This window comes from Streptomyces sp. NBC_00090, from assembly GCF_045160815.1.
Taxonomy (GTDB): domain Bacteria; phylum Actinomycetota; class Actinomycetes; order Streptomycetales; family Streptomycetaceae; genus Streptomyces.
Window position 1 is genome coordinate 8347752 of sequence record NZ_CP108224.1, and the last position, 20376, is coordinate 8368127.

General features: G+C 71.0%; 14 protein-coding genes and 1 pseudogene. 10 read left to right on the plus strand and 5 right to left on the minus strand.

Annotation, left to right across the window (positions count from 1 at the left end; genetic code table 11):
• Positions 1-42: 42 nt before the first annotated feature.
• From OG361_RS37090 to OG361_RS37105, 4 genes and pseudogenes are all read left to right on the plus strand, one after another.
• Positions 43-372 (plus strand): annotated as a pseudogene (locus OG361_RS37090) (flavoprotein); the annotation flags it as partial.
• Complete coding sequence (locus tag OG361_RS37095; RefSeq protein ID WP_405860730.1) at positions 369-1607, plus strand: MFS transporter; 1239 nt, start codon at positions 369-371, stop codon at positions 1605-1607. The pseudogene OG361_RS37090 and the gene OG361_RS37095, both read left to right, overlap by 4 nt.
• 188 nt (positions 1608-1795) lie before the next feature.
• Positions 1796-2449: a class I SAM-dependent methyltransferase gene (locus OG361_RS37100; protein ID WP_405860732.1), complete on the plus strand. Its 654-nt coding sequence runs from the start codon at positions 1796-1798 to the stop codon at positions 2447-2449.
• Positions 2450-2642: 193 nt separating this feature from the next.
• Complete coding sequence (locus tag OG361_RS37105) at positions 2643-2795, plus strand: hypothetical protein (RefSeq protein WP_405860734.1); 153 nt, start codon at positions 2643-2645, stop codon at positions 2793-2795.
• A gap of 41 nt (positions 2796-2836) precedes the next feature.
• Here the strand turns inward: OG361_RS37105 and katG are convergent, their stop codons facing one another.
• Positions 2837-5020 carry a catalase/peroxidase HPI gene (gene katG / locus OG361_RS37110; protein WP_405860736.1) on the minus strand — a complete coding sequence of 728 codons (2184 nt, stop codon included), beginning with the start codon at positions 5018-5020 and terminating at the stop codon, positions 2837-2839.
• A gap of 264 nt (positions 5021-5284) precedes the next feature.
• Between katG and OG361_RS37115 the strand changes: the two genes are divergently transcribed.
• The 4 genes from OG361_RS37115 to OG361_RS37130 all read left to right on the plus strand — a co-directional run bounded on the left by OG361_RS37115 (position 5285) and on the right by OG361_RS37130 (position 10222).
• Positions 5285-6763: a glutamate--cysteine ligase gene (locus OG361_RS37115; protein WP_405860738.1), complete on the plus strand. Its 1479-nt coding sequence runs from the start codon at positions 5285-5287 to the stop codon at positions 6761-6763.
• Between the two features lie 32 nt (positions 6764-6795).
• Complete coding sequence (locus OG361_RS37120; RefSeq protein WP_405860740.1) at positions 6796-8430, plus strand: phospholipase D family protein; 1635 nt, start codon at positions 6796-6798, stop codon at positions 8428-8430.
• 372 nt (positions 8431-8802) lie between these two features.
• Positions 8803-9270: an ATP-binding protein gene (locus OG361_RS37125; protein ID WP_384576418.1), complete on the plus strand. Its 468-nt coding sequence runs from the start codon at positions 8803-8805 to the stop codon at positions 9268-9270.
• Positions 9271-9370: 100 nt separating this feature from the next.
• The gene (locus OG361_RS37130) at positions 9371-10222 is read left to right on the plus strand and encodes an RNA polymerase sigma factor SigF (RefSeq protein WP_405862642.1); all 852 of its coding nucleotides are present in this window, start codon (positions 9371-9373) and stop codon (positions 10220-10222) included.
• Positions 10223-10315: 93 nt separating this feature from the next.
• Here the strand turns inward: OG361_RS37130 and OG361_RS37135 are convergent, their stop codons facing one another.
• Both OG361_RS37135 and OG361_RS37140 read right to left on the minus strand, forming a co-directional pair.
• Positions 10316-10723, minus strand: coding sequence for a VOC family protein (locus OG361_RS37135; RefSeq protein ID WP_384576415.1), 408 nt, complete (start codon positions 10721-10723; stop codon positions 10316-10318).
• A 70-nt stretch (positions 10724-10793) separates the two neighbouring features.
• The gene (locus OG361_RS37140) at positions 10794-12389 is read right to left on the minus strand and encodes a hypothetical protein (protein WP_405860742.1); all 1596 of its coding nucleotides are present in this window, start codon (positions 12387-12389) and stop codon (positions 10794-10796) included.
• A gap of 193 nt (positions 12390-12582) precedes the next feature.
• On the opposite strand from OG361_RS37140, the gene OG361_RS37145 reads away from it, so the two are divergent.
• Both OG361_RS37145 and OG361_RS37150 read left to right on the plus strand, forming a co-directional pair.
• Positions 12583-13320: a class I SAM-dependent DNA methyltransferase gene (locus tag OG361_RS37145; RefSeq protein WP_405860744.1), complete on the plus strand. Its 738-nt coding sequence runs from the start codon at positions 12583-12585 to the stop codon at positions 13318-13320.
• Positions 13321-13533: 213 nt separating this feature from the next.
• Positions 13534-14766: a serine hydrolase domain-containing protein gene (locus OG361_RS37150; protein ID WP_405860746.1), complete on the plus strand. Its 1233-nt coding sequence runs from the start codon at positions 13534-13536 to the stop codon at positions 14764-14766.
• Between the two features lie 76 nt (positions 14767-14842).
• Here OG361_RS37150 and OG361_RS37155 read toward each other — a convergent pair whose 3' ends face one another.
• Positions 14843-16234: a peptidase M23 gene (locus tag OG361_RS37155; RefSeq protein ID WP_405860748.1), complete on the minus strand. Its 1392-nt coding sequence runs from the start codon at positions 16232-16234 to the stop codon at positions 14843-14845.
• A 362-nt stretch (positions 16235-16596) separates the two neighbouring features.
• A complete protein-coding gene (locus OG361_RS37160) occupies positions 16597-19896 on the minus strand; it encodes a S8 family peptidase (RefSeq protein WP_405860750.1) in 3300 nt (1099 codons plus the stop codon).
• Positions 19897-20376: the final 480 nt, after the last annotated feature.

Consider the following 20376-nt stretch of genomic DNA (forward strand, 5'->3'; position numbering starts at 1 on the left):
TGTCGACTTCGGCGTCCTCCGTCGCCCTGGAGCGAGGTCACCGGACCGGTCGCGGAGAGGCCCTTCCCCGAACTGTCCCACCCCGAGCCGGACGTCTACCTTGTCGGCATGAAGTCCTCCGGCCGCGCACCGTCGTTCCTCACGCTCACCGGTCACGAACAGGTTCGCTCGGTCGTCGCCGCGATCGCCGGCGACCGCGCGTCCGCCGAGCGAGTCGGGCTCGTCGTCCCCGAGACCGGGGTCTGCCGCGGCTCGGGCCTCTTCGACCAGCCCGACTCCGGCTCCGGGACCGACGCGGGCGGGTGCCGTGCCACCAGCCCGACCGTCGATCAGCTCGGCACCACCACCCCGGCACCCGCCTGCGGCTCGTGACCGACCTCCATCCCCGGACGGGCGGGGCCGCGACCGGGACCGGGGTCCGGTCGCGGCCGCGCGCCGCGCTGCCGGCGCTCTGCGCCACGCAGATCACGAGCTGGGGAGTCGTCTACTACGCCTTCCCCGTCCTGAACCCCCAGATCACGGCGGACACGGGCTGGTCCACCGGCGCCACCACGGCGGCGTTCTCCCTCGCCCTGGTCGTCTCCGGACTGACCGGCATCCGGGTCGGCCGGATCATCGACCGGCGCGGTCCGCGCACGGTCATGACCGCGGGCTCGGCCGTGGGCACGCTCAGCCTCGTCATCGTGGCAACGGCCCCCAACCTGCCGGTGTTCTTCCTCGGTTGGGCGCTCGCAGGGCCGGCCATGGCCACCACCTTCTACCAGCCCGCCTTCGCCGCCCTCACCCGCTGGTGGGCGCCCGACCACGTCCGCGCACTCACCGTCGTCACCCTTGCCGGCGGCCTCGCCTCCACCGTCTTCGCACCGCTCACCGCCGCCCTCGCCGACCACCTTTCCTGGCGCGCGACCTACCTCGTACTCGCCGCGATCCTCGCCGTGGTCACGATCCCCGCCCACGCCATCGCCCTCAAGGCCCCGTGGCCCCCGGCCCCGGACACGCCGACCGACACGGAGGAGACGCCCCGGGCGGTGGTGCGCAGTCGCCCGTTCCTGATGCTCGCGGCCGCCCTCACCCTCTCGGCCTTCGCGATGTACGCCGTCGTCATCACCCTCGTCCCGCTCCTGATCGAACGCGGCTACACCAGCGGCCAGGCCGCCTGGGCCCTCGGTCTCGGCGGCGCGGGCCAGACCCTCGGCCGCACCCTCTACGCCCCGCTCGCCCGCCGTACCCGACCCACGACCCGGGCGGTCGTCCTCATCACCCTCGGAGGTCTGACGACCGCCGCACTCGCCGTCACCCCCGGCCCGTACGCGCTCGTGGTCGCCGTGTCGATCGTGGCGGGGACGGTCCGCGGCAACCTCACCCTCCTCCAGGCCACCGCCGTCACCGACCGCTGGGGTGCGCGGCACTACGGCAGGCTCTCCGGGACCCTCGGCGCACCCGCCATGACCGCATCAGCCCTCGCGCCCTTCGCGGCAGCCGTGCTCGCCGTACCGCTGGGCGGTTACCCGGAGCTGTTCGGCGTACTCGCCGGTCTCGCGGCGATCGCAGCGGTGGCCGCCGCCGGGGGCGACCCACGGCCGGCCACCACGCGCGCGGATCCCTGACACTTCCCAGCGGCCGAAGGCCGCCCGGGTGCTGATGTGTGGTCAGGTCCCGCGCCGAACAGGGGAGGTTCAGGTGGGCTTGGCCGCGCCCGCGCCCGCGCCCGCGCCCGCGGCCACAGCCACGGTCTCGGCGCCTGCACGGTGTCGCCGGAGCCCGGGATGTCAGTGCCGGGCGAGAGGATGCGGGCATGATCGACACCAGCCTCATCGCCGACTACTGGGACGCCGCCGCGCCCTCCTTCGACCAGGAGCCCGACCACGGGCTGCGAGACGAGCACACCCACCGCGCGTGGGACCGGCTCCTGCGCGAGTGGCTGCCGCCCTCGCCGCAGGACGTCCTCGACGTCGGCTGCGGCACCGGCTCCCTCTCCGCCCTGCTCGCACGGGCCGGACACCGGGTGACCGGCGTGGACCTCGCACCGGCGATGGTCGATCGGGCGGAGGCGAAGCTGGCCGCCGAGGGGCTTCCCGGACGCTTCATCGTCGGCGACGCCGCCGCGCCTCCCACCGGCGACGAACGCTACGACGTGGTCCTCGCCCGCCACCTCCTGTGGACCCTGCCCGACCCCGAGGCCGCGCTGCGCGCGTGGGTCGCGAGACTCCGCCCCGGCGGCACCCTGCTCCTGGTCGAGGGGCGCTGGCGCGAGTCCGACGGGACCGGGCAGCCGTACGTGACGGGGGCGGAGTCGCTGCCCTGGAACGGCGGGGTCCTCCCCGACACCCTGGCCGCCGCGGTCGAACCCCTGGTCGGCGACGTGCGCGTCGAGCCGTTGTCCGAGCACGCGGATTTGTGGGGACGCCAGGTGGACGACGTCCGTTACGCGCTGATCGCCCGGCTCTGACGCTCCGGCCGGGCCTCGATGGAGCGGGCGTGCCGAGGCGGAAGGGCGTACTCGACACGGGAGCACAGGGCGGGGCGCCGACCTCGATACCGGCCCCGATGTCGGTCGAGACGGGTGCGCTGAACGGGGCGGCCACGAGCTGACCGCCCCGGGGGAGCGGTCAAAGCGGGTCCGGTGCCGGCAAACGGGGGAGTTGGCGGCACCGGACCCGTATCCACCACGGTACAAGGAGTGGGACGGGAAGGGGGCCGGAATCGACCAGGAGGCGTACCCGGTCCTGCGCGACCGCCTCGTCGCGCAGGCCGGGGTGTCGACCGGTGCGGTCGAAGCCCGGGTGAACGCGTGAGGTCCCGGTCCGCCGATCAGCGGCCGACCGGGACCTCGCGCTCAGGCGAGGTCGAACCGGTCGAGGTTCATCACCTTGTTCCACGCCGCGACGAAGTCACGGGCGAACTTCTCTCCCGCGTCCGCGGACGCGTAGACCTCCGAGACCGCCCGGAGCTGGGAGTTCGAACCGAAGACGAGGTCGACGGCGGTGGCCGTCCACTTGGCCTCGCCCGTGGTGCGGTCCCGACCTTCGAACACGTTCTCCTGCGAGGCCGACGGCTTCCACTCCGTGCCCATGTCGAGCAGGTTGACGAAGAAGTCGTTGGTCAGCGTCTCCGGCCGGTGGGTGAGGACGCCGTGCGGGGATCGCCCGAAGCCCGTGTTCAGCGCCCGCATGCCGCCGGTCAGGACCGTCATCTCGGGAGCGGTCAGAGTCAGCAGGCTGGCGCGGTCCAGCAGGAGGGTCTCCGGCGACAGCTTCTCTCCCGCCCGGAGATAGTTGCGGAAGGCGTCCGCCCTGGGTTCGAGGACGGCGAACGACTCCACGTCCGTCTGCTCCTGCGAGGCGTCCGTGCGCCCCGGCGCGAACGGGACCGTGACGTCGTGCCCGGCGTTCCGCGCGGCCTGCTCGACGGCCGCGCATCCGCCCAGGACGATCAGGTCGGCGAGTGAGACCTTCGTTGCGCCTGAGCGGTTGAAGTCCTGCTGGATCCGCTCGAGGCCCTGCACCACCTCGGCCACTTCCGGCAGGTCGTTGACCTCCCACTCCCTCTGCGGGGAGAGCCGGATTCGTGCCCCGTTGGCCCCGCCCCGCTTGTCGGTGCCGCGGAAGCTGGCCGCCGACGCCCAGGCGGTGGTGACCAGTTGGGGGACGGACAGCCCCGACTCGAGGATCCTGGCCTTGAGGGCCGCGACGTCCTCGTCCCCGACCAGCGGGTGATCGACCTCGGGGACGGGGTCCTGCCACAGCTGCGGCTCCGGGATCCACGGGCCGAGGTAGCGTGAGAGGGGGCCCATGTCGCGGTGCAACAGCTTGTACCACGCCCTGCCGAACGCGTCCGCGAGCTTCTCCGGGTTCTCGTGGAAGCTCTTCGCGATCGGCCCGTAGACCGGATCCAGCTTCAGCGAGAGGTCCGTCGTCAGCATCATCGGAGCGTGCCGCTTCGACGGATCGTGGGCATCGGGCACCGTGCCCTGCGCCGCGGGATCCGTGGGAGTCCACTGCTTCGCACCGGCCGGGCTCGTGGTCAGCTCCCAGTCGTACCGGAACAGGTTGTCCAGGTACCCGTTGTCCCAGGTCGTCGGCGCGGAGGTCCACGCGCCCTCCAGCCCGCTGGTGAGCGCGTCGACGCCGCTGCCGGTGCCGTACGTGTTCCGCCAGCCGAGACCCTGCTGTTCGACGGGACAGGCCTCGGGCTCCGGACCGATGTACTCGGGATCGACCGCCCCGTGGCACTTTCCGAAGGTGTGCCCGCCGACGATGAGCGCTGCCGTCTCCTCGTCGTTCATCGCCATACGCGCGAACGTCTCGCGAATGTCCTTCGCGGCCGCGATCGGATCGGGGGTGCCGTTGGGCCCCTCGGGATTGACGTAGATCAGGCCCATCTGTACGGCGCCGAAAGGACCGGAGAGATCTCTGTCGCCGCTGTAGCGCTCATCTCCGAGCCAGGTGTCCTCGGGCCCCCAGAAGATCTCCTCGGGTTCCCAGATGTCCTCTCGGCCGAAGCCGAATCCGAACGTCTTGAATCCCATCGATTCCATGGCGCAGTTACCGGCGAAAACCAGAAGATCGGCCCAGGAGATTTTCCGGCCGTATTTCTGCTTGACCGGCCAGAGCAGACGGCGCGCCTTGTCGAGACTCGCATTGTCCGGCCAACTGTTGAGGGGTGCGAAGCGCTGGGCGCCGGAGCCTCCACCACCTCGGCCGTCGGCGATGCGGTACGTCCCGGCGGCGTGCCAGCTCATCCGGATGAAGAGCGGCCCGTAGTGGCCGTAGTCGGCCGGCCACCAGGCCTGCGACGCCGTCATCAGCTCGATGACGTCGCGCTTCAGCGCGTCGACGTCGAGGGTCGCGAACTCTGCCGCGTAGTCGAAGTCCTCGTCCATCGGATCGGACTGGGGAGAGTGCTGGTGGAGAACCTGGAGGTCCAGTTGATCGGGCCACCAGTCCCGATTCGACCTCGGCCGGGTCGGCGTGGGCGTGGGGGCGGGGATTACCGGGTTCTCGCTTTCGCTGCCGGACACGTCCGTCCTTCTTCCTGTCTGGGGTTGTTCCACGGGGCGGCTCTGGGGTTGTTCCACGGGGCGGCGTCCGTATGGTCGCGCACGACGGACCGCACCGTCGCGAGAACACGCAGAGCACCTCCGCGTAACTGACAGTCGTATTCCGAATGTGTCGGGGAATCGCTCGAGGAATGACGGCTCTCCCGGCTCCTCGGTGGTAGGGCGGCCCCTGGAGTGGGACGCTGAGGGGTGAGGTCCCGGGCCGACGAGACGCGGGAGGGCCGAATGGGACGCGACGTCCCGGCGCTGGTTTTCACTCGTGACGACCGCCGCCAGTTCCGGAACAAGATGCACACGTGCCTCGACGTGTTCGCACGGATGCTGCGAGAGGCACGTTTCGATTTCGAGCGGCCGCAGGTCGGTCTGGAGATCGAACTGAACCTCGTGGACGCCACCGCCGAGCCGGCCATGCGCAGCGCCGACGTCCTGGAGGCGATCGCGGACCCCATCTGGTCGACCGAGCTCGGCCGGTTCAATCTGGAGATCAACATCGAGCCGCGACGGCTCACCGCGGGTGGACCCGACTCCTGGGAGCAGGAGATCCGCGACGCGCTCAACCATGCCGAGGAGAAGGCCGCGGCGATCGGCGCGCACCTGCTCATGATCGGGATCCTGCCGACGCTGGAGACCAAGGACGCGGGCGCGGCGGCGCTGTCCGAGAACCCGCGCTACCACCTGCTGAACGAGCAGATCTTCTCCGCGCGGGGCGAGGACCTGCTGATCGCGATCGACGGGGTGGAGAGACTGCGGACCTACGCCGACACGATCACGCCGGAGGCCGGCTGCACCAGCACCCAGTTCCACCTGCAGGTCTCGCCGGACGACTTCGCGGACCACTGGAACGCCGCGCAGGCCATCGCGGGCGTGCAGGTGGCCCTCGCCGCGAACTCTCCCTTCCTGTTCTCCAAGGAGCTGTGGCGCGAGACGCGCATCCCGCTGTTCGAGCAGGCCACGGACACCCGGCCGGACGAGATCAAGGTGCAGGGGGTCCGGCCCCGGGTGTGGTTCGGCGAACGGTGGATCACCTCCGTCTTCGACCTCTTCGAGGAGAACGCGCGGTACTTCCCCGCGCTGCTGCCGCTGTGCGACGACGAGGACCCGGAGGAGACGCTCGAGCGCGGGGGCATCCCCGAACTGGCCGAACTCACCCTGCACAACGGGACGGTGTACCGCTGGAACCGCCCCGTCTACGCCGTGGTCGACGGCGTACCGCACCTGCGCGTGGAGAACCGCGTGCTGCCCGCGGGTCCCACCGTGGCCGATACGCTGGCGAACGGCGCCTTCTACTACGGGCTGGTCCGTGCCCTCGTCGAAGAGGACCGGCCCGTCTGGTCACGGATGTCGTTCGCGGCCGCCGAGGACAACCTGCACGCCGCCGCCCGCCACGGGATCGACGCCCAGCTGTACTGGCCCGGAATGGGTGAGGTTCCGGCGACCGAGCTGGTCCTGCGGCGCCTGCTCCAGCTGGCGGACCGCGGGCTGGACCGGCTGGGCATGGACGCCGCCTGGCGGGAGCCGCTGCTGGGGATCATCGAGCAGCGGTGTGTGAGCGGCCGCAACGGCGCCGTGTGGCAGTCGGAGATGTTCCACCACATCCACGACATCGACCACTTGAACCGGCACCAGGCGCTGAGGCGGATGACCCAGCAGTACATCGAGTACATGCACCTGAACGCTCCGGCCCACACCTGGCCGGTCGACTGAGAGTAGGAGCGGCACCGTGGAGGGCCGACGACGTGACCCGCGCAGAGTGGCTACTGCTACCCGGTGAACGCGGCAACACCGCGACCCGCCTGGACGAGCGCCGCACGGACGGCATGACCTGGTCCGCGGGGAACCAGGCACAAGCCCTCGTCCACGGAGCCGCCTACTTCGCGGAACTCCTCGCGGCCGTCCGCGCGATGCGCTCCGGCGACCTGCTTCTCTTCACCGACTGGCGCGGCGATCGCGACGAGCGGCTCGGCGGCCCGGGAACCGAGGTCGGCTCGGTTCTGTGCCAAGCGGCCGGGCGCCACGTCATCGTCAAGGGGCTGCTCTGGCGCTCCCACCTGGACGGCCTCCGGTTCAGCGAGCAGGAGAACCGCCGCCTCGGCGCGGAGATCGCGGAGGCGGGTGGCGAGTGCCTGCTCGACCTGCGGGTGCGGCCCGGAGGCTCGCACCACCAGAAGATGGTGGTGCTGCGTCACCCTGGCCGCCCGGAGCTGGACGTGGCGTACGTCGGGGGAATCGACCTCTGCCGCAACCGGAACGACGACGTCACCCACCGCGGCGACCGCCAGTCCCTGCCCATGGCCGCCGCCTACGGTCCGCACCCGCCGTGGCACGACGTCCAGCTCGCCCTGCGCGGCCCGGTCGTCGGCGACGTCGAAGCGGTGTTCCGCGAACGATGGGAGGATCCCTCGCCGCTCAGCCGCAGCCCGGCCACCCGCCTGAGCGCCCTGCTGCACCGGGAGGACACCGACGTGGGCAGGCTGCCGCCGCAGGCCCCCGATCCCGTTCCGTGCGGCACGCACACCGTGCAGCTGCTGCGCACGTATCCGAACCGGCTGCTGAGCGGGTACCCCTTCGCTCCCGACGGAGAACGGAGCATCGCGCGCGGCTACCTCAAGGCGCTGGGACGGGCCCGGGCCCTGATCTACGTCGAGGACCAGTACCTGTGGTCCCCGAGGGTGGTGGCCTGCTTCGCCCGGGCTCTGACCAGGCACCCCGGACTCCGGATGATCGGAGTCGTCCCCAAGGTCCCGGAACAGGACGGCAGGCTCACGCTTCCCATGAACCTGGTCGGGCGGGTCAGGGCCCTGGAAGAGCTGCGTCGCGCCGGCGGCGATCGCGTCGCGGTCTACTGGCCGGAGAACCACGCCGGGACCCCCGTGTACGTGCACGCCAAGGTGTGCGTGATCGACGACGTATGGGCCTCCGTGGGCTCCGACAACATCAACCTCCGCTCGTGGACCCACGACTCCGAACTCAGCTGCGCTCTCGTCGACGAGAGCCCGGACCCGCGTCCGCCACGTGACCCCGGAGGCCTCGGGGACGGCGCGCGTGTCTTCGCCCGGGAGCTGCGCCTGGAGCTCATGCGCGAGCACCTGGACGCCCAAGAGACCGAGGGGCGGCAGGCGGCGGCGCGGACGGCGGCGCCGGACGCACTGTGCGACCCCGCGTTCGCCTTCGGCGCCTTCGAGGAGGCCGCCGCCGCACTCGACGCATGGCACGCGTCCGGCCGGCGTGGCCCACGGCCGGCGGGACGTCTGCGCCGGTACACGGCTCCGGAGATGTCCGCGGCGGAGCGGGCGGTGGCGACGCCCCTGCACCACGTACTGGTCGACCCGGACGGCCGGCCGTTCGGGATGCGGCGCCGCAACACCTTCTGATCGGACCGGCGAGCCGTCAGGTGCCGAGCGGTGTGTCTTCGGCCGTCGGGCGCCCCGGGTACCAGACCGGACCGGGGTCGGCCACCGCCGGACGCCCGGAGGAGTCGCCGCCCTCGTGGGCGGGTTCTGACACGGATGTCGGCGAGTCGGGCGCGGTCCGACGGCAGGTAACGGCGTATGAAAGGGTCGGTCGTCATCCGTGTCGCGTTGCCAGAATGGGAGCGCTCCCGGGTGGAGTTTCACCGAGCCGGGAGCCCCCCTGTCCCCGTCGCCCCCCGTAATTGTCGGGCTTGCGTGGTGTGGGACGGGCGTGCGCGGGAAACGCGATGGTCAGGGTGGGGAGAACGACAGTGGCGTGAGGGAGGTAGAGCGATGGGTGAGGTGATCACCAGGAGGGGCGCGGTGTGCGGTCCGTCGCTTTCGGCGAGCGTGACCTACGAAGGCGCCGACGCGGGGGAGCCGGGGGAGAACGTGATCGCGTCCGCCCGCGACTTCACCGCCGGATTCCTCGCCGCCGCACCGGCCGTGGGAGGGGGAGAGGTTTCCCGGGACCGCGTCGACCTGGCGCGTCTGGTGGTCAGCGAGCTGGTGACCAACGCGGTGCGGCACGCGCCGGGCCCCTGTCGGCTGCTTCTCGAACTCTTCGAGGACGCGCTGGACATCTCGGTGTTCGACGGGCTCGACGGCGCTCCCGTGGCCCGGCCCCACGATCCCCGGCGCATCGGACAGCACGGTGTCGAGATCGTCGTGGCGGTGTGCGAGAGCGTGAGCGTGGAGCCGCAGCGAACCGGGAAGCGCGTCCGGGCCCGTCTCTCGCTCACGGACGCCCCCTCCCCTTGAGCCCTTTCTGACATGCCCCGTGGAAGTCGGGGTAGGCGAGGTCTCCACGGGGGCAACGGCTGCCGACGGAAGAGAGAAGGTCATCAAAGTGCCGACTGCGGTGACGACGGAGACGAGGGCCGGACTCGAGACGGGTACGGGAGACCTTCCCGTACTCGATTCTCCCCGCGAGGTCGCTCCAAGGGACGCGCGCGAGCTGTCGAAGGTGTTCTTCGACAAGCTGGCGGTACTGGAGGAGGGCACCCAGGAGTACCAGTACGCACGTAACACCCTGATCGAGATGAACACCTCACTCGTGCGCTACGCCGCCGGCCGGTTCCGGGTGGCCCGCGGGGACGAGCGGGAGGACATCGTCCAGGTCGGCACCATCGGTCTGATCAAGGCCATCGACCGGTTCGACCTGTCCCGGCAGGTGGAGTTCACCACCTTCGCCGTCCCCTGCATCGTCGGCGAGATCAAGCGCTTCTTCCGTGACACCTCCTGGGCGGTCCACGTACCCCGCCGGTTACAGGAGGCCCGGGTGGAGCTGGCCAAGGCGACCGAGGAGCTCAGCTCCCGGCTCGGACGCGCACCGACCGTGGCGGAGCTGGCGACCCTGATGGACCTCTCCGAGGACGAGGTGATCGAGGCGCGGATCGCCTCCAACGGGTACAACTCCACGTCGCTCGACGCCGCCGTGATCGGCCCGGACGGCGACGAGGACGACGCGGCGCTCGCCGACTTCATCGGAGTCGAGGACCCGGCGCTCGAGCTCTTCGAGAACTTCCATACGCTCGCGCCGCTGCTCGACGAACTCGACGAGCGCAGCCGCCGGATCCTGCACTGGCGGTTCGTCGACGAGCTGACGCAGTCGGAGATCGGCAAGAAGCTGGGCATCTCCCAGATGCACGTGTCGCGACTGCTCTCCCGCAATCTGGAACGCCTGCGCGAGGGCATGCTGGACCAGGCGTAGGCGCCGAGCAGGCGTGGACACCGACCAGGCGTGGAACAGCAGTGCGGGCCCGGACTCCAGGAGTCCGGGCCCGCACACGACCCTCCGGCCCCTTCACCCCGGGACGGGGGACGCCGTGGTCAGGACGAAGGAGTGGCCGGCCGGGTCCGTGTAGCGGCGGAAGTCCGTGCGCCAGTCGGTCCGGGTCCCGTCGCGCTCGGCCGCGATGGGCCGTGCGCCGAGCGAGATCGCCTCGCGCTCCGCCTCGTCGAGGGAGTCGGGGGCCACGAGCACGTGCAGGTGGGCCTGTTGGGAGTCCTCCGTGCGGGGCCAGCTCGGCGGCGCCTGCCCGAGGTCGCGGCGGATCCCCAGCACCACACCGGAACGGCCGGAGACGAGCAGCAGGTCGCGGTCGCCTCCGGCCGGTTCCACGATGGCCCCCAGCAGGGTCGCGTAGAACCGCGCCAGGGGTTCCGGGTCGATGGAGTCGAGGACGAGGACACTGGTCTTGGGGACAGTCATACGTCCCCGTCTGCCCCGCGGCTCCGCAACCATGCCCGGAGCGGTCCGGTGAGGATGCCCCCGGGCGCTGCTACGGCCGGCCGTCGACCCAGCTCAGCTTGTGCCCGTAGAGCACGCGCTGGCAGTAGTCCGTCCCCGCCGGATCGGCGGTGTCCCGGTTCGACGTGCAGTCGGACGCCGCTCCGGGGCGGTGCTCGGAGAGGGACCACAACCGGCCCGTGCCGCGTTCGACGTAGAGGTCCTCGGCGCCCCGCGCGGTCTTGACGGCCTCGCCGTTCTGGACCAGCAGGCCGTTGCTCCAGCGGTAGCGCCAGAGGTTGCCCGGCTCGTCCGTGCCCTTCGACTCGTTCACGTACAGCGTGCCGTTGTGCGCCGCCGCGCCCTGGGCGCCGCCGTTGGACAACGGCAGGTAGTTGGCCCAGCCCTCCGCGGTCACGTCGGCGGAGCGGCCCTCCAGCGCCGCGACCGGGTACGAGGCGATGCGGCCGGTGGACGGATAGCCGCTCTCCGGACGGCAGTACTCACCCATGATCAGGCGGTCCGGGGTGGTGCTGCGGTCCAGCGAGACGTAGGAGGCCTTCGGGGCGCCGGTGGAGACACAGGCGTAGGAACCCTTGGGGTTGTTCTGCGTCGCCTTGAACTTCCACGCGGCGACCTGCGGCATCACGTAGCGGTAGCCGAAGCTGTACCAGACGTTGTCGTGCCGGCCGACCTTCGTCTTGTCCTCGACGTTCGCGGTGGTCTTCACGCCGTCGGTGTCGGTCCCCATCGCGTCGTGCGTGCCGGGGTCGCCGTCCGGGTCCAGGTCCATGATGGAGCGCATGTCGAAGACCCGCAGGCCGTTGCGGGTGTCCGCGACGTAGAGGTAGTTGCCGTACCAGACGATCCCGCCGGCGTGGACGCCCTTCTGGATCGGGTACTCGGCCGCGTGCAGCCCGTCGAAGGAGACGTGGTCCGCGGAGTTCACATAGGTCCAACCCAGCAGGACGTGGCGGTACTTGACCTCGGGGCTGCCGGTGGCCGGGTTGGTCCGGCTCTGTACGAAGGTGATCCGGACGCCCTTCTGGTTGCAGGCGTCGTCGGCCTCCAGCTCGGCCGCGGTGCAGTCGCCGGTCGCCGGGTTCGGGTCGGTCTCCCGGCCCGGGTCCCAGCCGTCGTAGGAGGCGAACAGCTGGATGTTCCCCGCCTCGCCCCACAGTTCGTCGTCCTTGGCGTCGGAGACGCCGGTGACGCCCTGGGGGACCCACTCGCGCGAGACGGAGTCGTCGTTCTGCAGGCAGTACTTGATGTCGGGGTCCGGGGCGGTGCCGAACGGGTCGCGGGAGCACCACGGCACGGCGGTGCGGTTCGCCCCGGCCAGCAGGTTCTGCACACCGGACTTGGGCAGCACCGCGTCCAGGCGGGCCACCCGCGCGGTGGTCTCGGCGTTCAGCGCGCCGGGCGACATCGTGAAGTCACCGGGCGAGGCCGCGCCGCCGGGCGCGGTCCAGGCGCGGGCCGTCAACGGCGAGGGGGTGGCTTCGGTGGTACGGGGTTCCTGGATCCAGCTGTCCGGAACGCCGGGCGGAAGGTTCTCCGCCTGGGCCGGTGCCGCGAGGCCGGTGAACGCGAGCGAGGCCGCGGCGGCCGCCGTGAGCCAGGCGCGACGTATTCGCCTTGTGGGCATGTGGGGTTGCCTCCGTTGATGACGCGTGGGGTACGTCGAATGGAGGGTTCCAGATCGCCCGAACGAAAGGCAAACTCGATCGTACTGTCGCCAATGAGGCCTGCAAAGCACACAGTTGAGACATCGCCAACACCGATGAAGCGTAAGGAAATTGACTGGACAGACGCCCACGCGAGAGGCCAGCGTGGGGAGGATGCAGGAGAACATCTGGGACACCGAAACCGCGCAGCGCTACGACACGCCCGGTTCGGGCATGTTCGCGCCGGAGGTCCTCGAACCGACCGTCGACCGCCTCGCTCTGCTCGCGGGGGAGGGAGCGGCACTCGAGTTCGCCATCGGCACCGGCCGGGTCGCGATCCCGCTCGCCGCCCGGGGCGTGCCCGTCACCGGCATCGAGCTGTCACCGCCGATGGTGCGGCAGCTGCGCACCAAGGCCGACGAGGCGACGATCCCGGTGGTCGTCGGCGACATGGCGACGACCACCGCCCCCGGGACGTACAGCCTCGTCTACCTCGTCTTCAACACGATCTCGAACCTGATGACCCAGCCCGAGCAGGTCGAGTGCTTCCGCAACGCCGCCCGCCACCTGGAGCCCGGCGGCCGGTTCGTGATCGAGCTGTGGGTACCCGAGCTGCGCAGCCTCCCACCGGGGCGGACGGCCACCGTCTGGCAGTCCGACCCCGGATACATCGGCCTGGACACGTACGACGTCCTGAACCAGCAGGTCGTGTCGCACCACTTCCACTTCGACGACGAGACGAGCCGGGCACGGCTCTTCCGAAGCCCGCACCGTTACATCTGGCCGGCCGAACTCGACCTCATGGCGCAGCTGGCAGGGTTTGAGCTGGAGACGAGGGACGCCGACTGGGCGGGCGCCGCCTTCACGGCCGATTCGAGGTCCCACGTCTCCGTCTACCGCCTTCGCCCGTGACGGGGCGCCCGGCCTGAGCCGTCGCCCGACGGGCGCCCCGTCACGGGCGAAGGCTCAGTACGGCAGGTCCGCCGATTCCCGGGGCCGACGATCGCGGATCGCCCCGGCACCAGCGGTGCGCAGGCGCGGTCCGTGCGACTTGACGGGTGATGTCCGTGCGGGTCGGACGGCCGCTGGGCCGCCGCACGGGCACGCGCGGCCGATACTCCCGCCATGCCAACAGCCCGTTCCACCGCGCGGTCGCGCCTTGCCGTTGTCACCGCGCTCACCGCACTCATCGCCCTCAGCCCATCGGTCACGGCCGCCGGCCCCGCGGCGGGTGACGGCGGCCACCGTCGGCCGTGCACCGGTTCCCGGCTGCCCGACCACGGCACGCCACGCGACGTCCTGCGGATCGCCGAGCGGGCCAAGGCCGACCTGGGCCTCAAATCCGTGATCCTTCGGGTCACCGTCGACGGCCGTGAGGTCGTCACCACGGCTCTGGGCGACTCGATGACGGGGGTGCCGGCCGACCCCGCCATGCACTTCCGCAACGGCAACGTGGCGATCAGCTACATGGGAACGGCCCTCCTGCGCCTCGTCGACCAGGGCAAGGTCGGTCTCGACGACCCCGTCGCGCGCTGGCTGCCCGACCTTCCGCACGGCGAGAAGATCACGCTGCGGATGCTGGCCGCGTCCACCACCGGTCTCGTCGACTACGTTCGCCTCCCCGCGTTCCAGCAGGCCGTCACCGCCGACCCGTTCCGCCAGTGGACGGCCGGGGAGGTGCTGGCCCTCTCGACCCGAGAGCCGCGGTGGTACGACCCGGGCACGAACTGGAACTACTCGCACGCCAACTTCGTCCTCCTGGGCGCCGCCCTGGAGAAGATCACCGGGACCCGGCTGGACGTCCTGCTCCGGCGGCAGGTCACGGGCCCGCTCGGGCTGCGCGAGACCCGCAACAGCTTCACACCCGACATCCCGGGGCCCGTCCTGCACGCCTTCACCGCCGACCGGGGGACGTACGAGGAGTCCACCTTCTGGAACCCCTCGTGGACCACCGCCCCCGGGGCGGTCCAGACCACTGACATCTGCGACCTGGCCCGCTCGGCCGCCGCCATCGGCTCGGGCGAGCTCCTGTCCCCGTCCTCCTACCAGCAGCTGCTGAACCCGGGGACGGTGGGCCTCGGTCACCCCACCGCCACGTGCCCGGCGACCGTCTGCCTCGCGAACACCGAAGCCACCCACTACGGGATGGGCGTCGTCGTGCTGGGCGACTGGATCTCCCAGCACCCCCTCTTCTTCGGCTACTCCGCCTCCATGGCCTACCTTCCGTCCGAGCGCCTGGCCATCGCGGTCTCGACCACGCAGGGCCCCACGACCCCGGACGGCCACACCGCCCACGTGATCGCCCAGCGCATCGCAGCCGCGCTCGCCCCCGGGCACCCCATCCCCGACTTCGGCTGACCCGCACGGCCGCACGCCCGCCCCGCACGTCCGCGGTGGCGGGCGCCGCCCCTCGATGCCGGAAGCTTCGGAGCGGCTAGTTCATCGCGGGTCCGGAGTCGTTCAGCCAGCCCCATTCCGACCAGGTGGTGAATCCGGTCTGCCACCGGTGATACACGCCGTCGCGGCTGGTACCGAAGACCTCGATGCGACCGTCGGCGTTGTTGCTCGCACCGATCTCGGTGCCACCCCCGCCGAAGGTCTCCCACTGCGAGAACGACGCGTTCGGGCCGGTCTGCCAGGCGTGGCTCGCGGTGTCGGCGTTGATCGCGAACACCTCGACCCGGCCGTCGACCGACCGCGAGGTGGTCAGCTCGGCGTTGGAGATCCCGCCGGTGCCCGTCCACTCCGACCACGAGGTCGGGCCGGTCTGCCAGCGGTGGAACACACCGTCGGCGTTGGAGGCGAACACCTCGATACGGCCGTCGGCGTTGTTGCCCGCAGCCAGCCGGTACCCTCCGGTGCCGAAGTTCGCCCAGCCGGACCAACCCGCACTGGGCGCCGTCTGCCACATGTGGTCGAACGTGCTGTCCGACAGCGCGAACAACTCCAACCGGCCGTCCGCGTTCGCCGCCACCGCCAGCTGCGCGTTGCGCGGGCCACCCTCGAACCGCCACTGCGACCAGGCGCCGTTCACCGAGGTCTGCCACGAGTGGTACACGCCGTCGGCGCCGGCGGCGAAGGCCTCCAACCGCCCGTCCGCGGACCGCCCCGACACCACCCGGCCCGAGGCGTACGGGTGCTTGGGGCCGGCGCTCGTACCGGACCACAGCGCGTTGGCGATGAGCGTCGCGTCGTCCGCCTCGATCGCGTACAGGCCGCGCAGGTCCTCCCTCGGTCGCTGAACGTGCCAGCACACCTCGCCGATCGCCTCGTTGTTCCACGAGCCGCCCGGATACTGCTGTTCCATCGCGTCGAGGAAGGCGTTGGTGGCATGGGCCGGATTCAGGCGTTCCTCCCGGGTACCCCACCAGTCCTGCTGCTGGAACAGCCCGAGGCTGGTGTAGTCGACGGCCTGGGAGTAGTTGTTCATGCTGCTCTCCACGATGATCGTGGCGATGGCGATCGCCGCGGCCCTCGGGTTGAGCCCCCGGTCCTTCACCGCCTGGGTGACCATCCGCGCGCAGGACACCTTGTAGGCGTTCAGGTAGCCGGCCATCTTCGCGCGCAGCTGTGGATTGAGCTGGCCGGCCATGATGCCGTCGGTGGCCGACGGGCCGGCCGGATCACAGGGCTCGGTCGGAACGGCGAACCCCTGGGGTCCGGTGAAGTACCGGGAGACGCCGGACCGGTCACCGCCCGCGCCGGGAACGGGAACGGGCTCGGGACGGGCGGTGGCGGCCGAGGTGGTCATCCCGATGACCAACGCCCAGACGCCGGCCATGACGGCCAGTCTGGTGAGCACGCGGTGCAAGCCGTTTCTTGCCATGGTGTGCCTTTCCGTCGCGAAGTGAAGTGCGCGGAACTCAGGGCCCGCATCCCCCGGGTTCCGGGCCGGTCGGGCCGGGTCGGAACGGCCCGACCGGCGGGCGCCGTCGACAAGGTAGTGGGGGGAGCGTGGGGCAGGGCATCCGGAACGATCGGGAGTGACACGCGCGGCCGGAACCCCTCGACACGCGCGGCCGGACCCCCTCGACGCTCGCACGTCGTACGCGCCGCGCAGCTCTACGCGAACGACGACAGCCGGCCCGGGTCTCGTCTTCGAGACCCGGGCCGGCTCCTTCTCCGTCACGCACTCACGCACTCACGCACTCACGCGCTCGTCACGCGAAACGCGTCACCGGGGCAAGGTCACTTGCCGTGCCACGCGTTGTGGATCGTCAGCGTCGACTTGTTGCCCTGCTTGTCCGCGACCTCGGCGCGGAGCGAGATGCCCGCGTCCTTGGCCGGGTTCTTCACGGAGATCCCGCCGTTCGCGACGTTCACGAGCTGCCAGGTCTTCCCGTCGTCGTAGCTCACGGACACCGCGAGCGACTTGAGGTTCTTTCCGGCCGCCGAGCCCTGCACGGTCACCGGGACCAGGACCGACGCGCCCGCCGGGGCACGCGAGGCGAGGTCGACGGGGGCCGCGAAGCGGACCGTGGACACCGGGAGCGCCGTGGTGGCCGCGACCTGCTTCGAGCGGAACGTGAAGTCGGCGTCGATACGGGTGGAGGCGGCGGCGACCTTCGCCGAGCGCTCCACGGAGGTCGTCAGCCGGTACTCGGCGTCGGAGGCGTCGACCGTGAAGGGCTGCTCGCCGGTCAGCGGGTCGTCGTTCTCGGCGACCTTGACGCCGTCGCGGTACAGCGTCGTCGTGGCCGAGGTGTGCTTCGTGCCACCCGCGTGGCCCTTGCCGTCGGCGAACAGCGGCAGGGAGCCGATGATCTGCTGCTCACCGGTGGCCGGGTCGGGCGCGGTGCGGAAGACGCCCTTGTTCTCGCCCAGAAGCGGGCCGAAGACGCCCGTGTTGAACGTCTCCCGGTACGTCTTGCCGGCCACGTAGCTCTTCGGCCGGACCATCTCGTAGGAGCCCTCGTAGGCCGGGTGGCCCCGCTCGTCGGGCTCGCCGAACTGGTGGAACCTGGTCAGCCAGGAGACACCGCCGGCGGTGGAGACGAGGAGGGTGCGGATCCCGGGCGCGGCCTGGTACGGGGAGAACGCGTTGCCCTCCGGAGCACCCGGCAGGCGGGGGCTGGGGAAGACGAGCGTGCTCTTCCCGGGTGCGGGCGCGCCGAGACCGACCTTGAGCGTGGCCAGCTCGTTCGCCTTCACGTGCTTGGTGTAGCCGGTCGCGACCTTGCTCGCCTTGGCGCCGAAGGCCACCGCGTACTGGGTGGTGGCGTCCTTGACGAAGTGCGCGTCCCAGGTCTGCAGGAGCGAGCCGTCGGTGACGGCCGGACCCAGGTGGGCGGTGCGGAAGCCGGTGAAGCCATCGAGGACCCAGCCGTTGCCGACGCGACCGGACTCGGTGGCGACCTCGTAGTACGTGCCGGCGGAGTCCGCCGTGTCGAGGCCGGGCACGGTCAGCTCCACCGGCTTGGTGGTGCGAGCGTCCGCGGTGAGCGTGGTGGGGCCGGAGATCTCCAGCTTCGGCTGGGCGATCCAGTCGGTGCCCTTGGTGTAGTCCGAGGGGTCCTGGTAGACGGCCGTGTTGAAGGTGTACGAGCCCTTGGGCACACGGATCGTCCGGACGCCCGGCTCGTCGTCGATACGGGCGTCGAACCCCTTGGCGCCGCCGCCGACGCCGGTCAGGGTGTTGGAGAAGTACGCGGCGTCCGTGCCGTCGCGGCCGATGGTCCTGAGCGTGATGTCGTAGGACTCCGCCTCGCGGACGGTGACCGCGGCCGTGCGGACGGACTGGCCCGCGCCGGTGGCGGTGACATGGCCCGAGTAGGTGCCGTCGGCGTCGCCGACCCTGGTGTCGGCGATCAGGTCGACCTCGGCCCTGCCGCCGGCCGGCACGGTCACCTTGGTGGCGCCGAGCGTGAAGAACCCGGCCGGGGCCGGCTTGCCCGTCGGGTCCAGCGTGGACACCGACAGGTCGAGGGTGACGTCACTGGTCCCGAGGTTGCGGTAGCCGACCTTCTTGGTGACGAGCTGGTCGTCGGCGTGAGGCCACTGCGCCTCGCCGAAGGTCAGCGAGACCGGATCGGCGATCACGCTCTGGGCCAGGGCCCTGTCGACCTGGACACGGCCCGAGCCCTGCTGGAAGGCGGTGTAGCCGCCGTCCTTGGTGGACGCGATCAGCGCGCCCTTGAGCTCGGTCGACTTCCACTCCGGATGCCGCTGCTTCAGGATCGCCGCCGCGCCGGCCACGTGCGGGGTGGCCATCGAGGTGCCGTCGATCTGCAGGTAGCCCGGGGCCGGGTGCGGTGTGCCGGGGCGCATGTCGATCGCGCTGCCGGGGGCGGCGGCCGCGGTGATGGCCACGCCGGGCGCGGTCACGTCCGGCTTGATCGCACCGTCGCCGAGGCGCGGGCCGATGCTGGAGAAGGCCGCCAGCTTGTCGTCCTTGTCGACCGCGCCGACGGTCAGCGCGGCGTCCGCACTGCCCGGCGAGCCCACGGTCGAGTCGCCGTACTCGCCGTCGTTGCCCGCCGCGACGGCGAACAGGATCCCCTTCTCGGAGGTCAGCGTGTTCACCGCCGATTCCACGGGGTCGACGCCGGGGCGGTCACCGCTGCCGAGGCTGAGGTTGACCACGTCCGCGCCTTCGGCGGCGGCCCACTCCATGCCCGCGATGACGGCGGAGTCGTCCCCGTAGCCCTCGTCGTCGAGGACCTTCCCGCTGATCACCTTGGCGCCGGGGGCGACGCCCTTGTACGCGCCGCCGGACCTGGCACCCGTACCGACGGCGATCGACGCGACGTGCGTGCCGTGTCCTACGCGGTCCACGGCGTCGGGGGAGGCGGAGAAGTTCTTCTCGCCGACGACCTGGGTCCTGAGGTCGTCGTGGGTCTTGTCGACACCGGTGTCGAGGACGGCGATCTTGATTCCGCTGCCGTCGTAACCGGACTCCCACGCCTTGTCGGCGCCGATCTGCTTGACGCTGCGGTCCAGGCTCGCCTTGCGAACCCCGTCCAGCCACACCTTGCCGATGCCGGAGGCGGTGGAACGCGCGCCGCTCTTCTGCTGGTTGGTCAGCGCCTCCCACACCCTGGCCACGTCGTCCTGCGACGTACGGAGGGCGTCGGCGTTGATGGTGGGGAAGGTGCGCCGCAGCTGGGTGTCACCGGCCGAACGCACCTCGGCCCGTGCGGCGCCGGCGCCCCCGTCGTACTGCACGATCAGTTTGAGCCCGTCGCGGTGGCTCTTGCGCAGCAGCGGATCGGTGAGCTCGTCGAGGTCGAAGAGCCGCTGGTCCAGCCTGCCCGTGGCGATCAGGCGCTGCGCGTCGCTGGGCACCACCAGTGTGTGGCCCTTGGTCCGCTGTATCTGTACGGGTATGTGCTCACGGCCCTCGGCGGGCTCGAAGCCCACCATCCGGCCCTTGGTGTCGACCGTCACGCGGTCGCCCGTGATGAGCTGGATCCGCTGGTCGCCGTTGAAGAGTGTGGTGCTCGGTGTGGCCGTCGTGTTCGCGATGATCGCTGTGGCGGGGCCGGTCATGCCTGCCACGAGGGCCACTGACGTGGCCGCTGCGATGGTGAAGGCGCGTGCTCGCTGCACTTTTGCGCGCAAGTCTCCCCCAGGAGCTTGGGATGAGGTCGAGTGGTCGATTCCAGTCGGGGCGCGATGGCGCCCGCCGCTGGTCAGCGCAGTATGTGAGGTGAGGAGGACGTGATCAACGGCGGTACGGGCGTGGGGGATCGATCCGCGTGACTTCAAGCCATCTTGAGGGCCGCGAGTTCGATGGGACGACGATGGCAGTGTGACCACCGTGTGACACCCGAGCGATGCTTGCGCGACAGCGGCTCGCGCCGATCCTCCGGATCGCGGTCCAGGGCTGGGCCCGCACGTCCTCGACGACCCGGCACCCCCAAGGACGGAGCCCGTTCTTCCCATTGGCCTTATCCGCACCCCTCATGGAACCGATCGCCGTGCGGGCCCCGGGAGCCGCGCTCGTCGTCCCGTCCTGGGTGTCTGAAG

Coding starts and splice junctions, on each gene's coding strand:
- OG361_RS37100 (WP_405860732.1), top strand. CDS start 1,796: ATGATCGACACCAGCCTCATCGCCGACTACTGGGACGCCGCCGCGCCC.
- OG361_RS37115 (WP_405860738.1), top strand. CDS start 5,285: ATGGGACGCGACGTCCCGGCGCTGGTTTTCACTCGTGACGACCGCCGC.
- OG361_RS37125 (WP_384576418.1), top strand. CDS start 8,803: ATGGGTGAGGTGATCACCAGGAGGGGCGCGGTGTGCGGTCCGTCGCTT.
- OG361_RS37135 (WP_384576415.1), bottom strand. CDS start 10,723: ATGACTGTCCCCAAGACCAGTGTCCTCGTCCTCGACTCCATCGACCCG.
- OG361_RS37140 (WP_405860742.1), bottom strand. CDS start 12,389: ATGCCCACAAGGCGAATACGTCGCGCCTGGCTCACGGCGGCCGCCGCG.
- OG361_RS37145 (WP_405860744.1), top strand. CDS start 12,583: ATGCAGGAGAACATCTGGGACACCGAAACCGCGCAGCGCTACGACACG.
- OG361_RS37150 (WP_405860746.1), top strand. CDS start 13,534: ATGCCAACAGCCCGTTCCACCGCGCGGTCGCGCCTTGCCGTTGTCACC.
- OG361_RS37155 (WP_405860748.1), bottom strand. CDS start 16,234: ATGGCAAGAAACGGCTTGCACCGCGTGCTCACCAGACTGGCCGTCATG.
- OG361_RS37160 (WP_405860750.1), bottom strand. CDS start 19,896: ATGACCGGCCCCGCCACAGCGATCATCGCGAACACGACGGCCACACCG.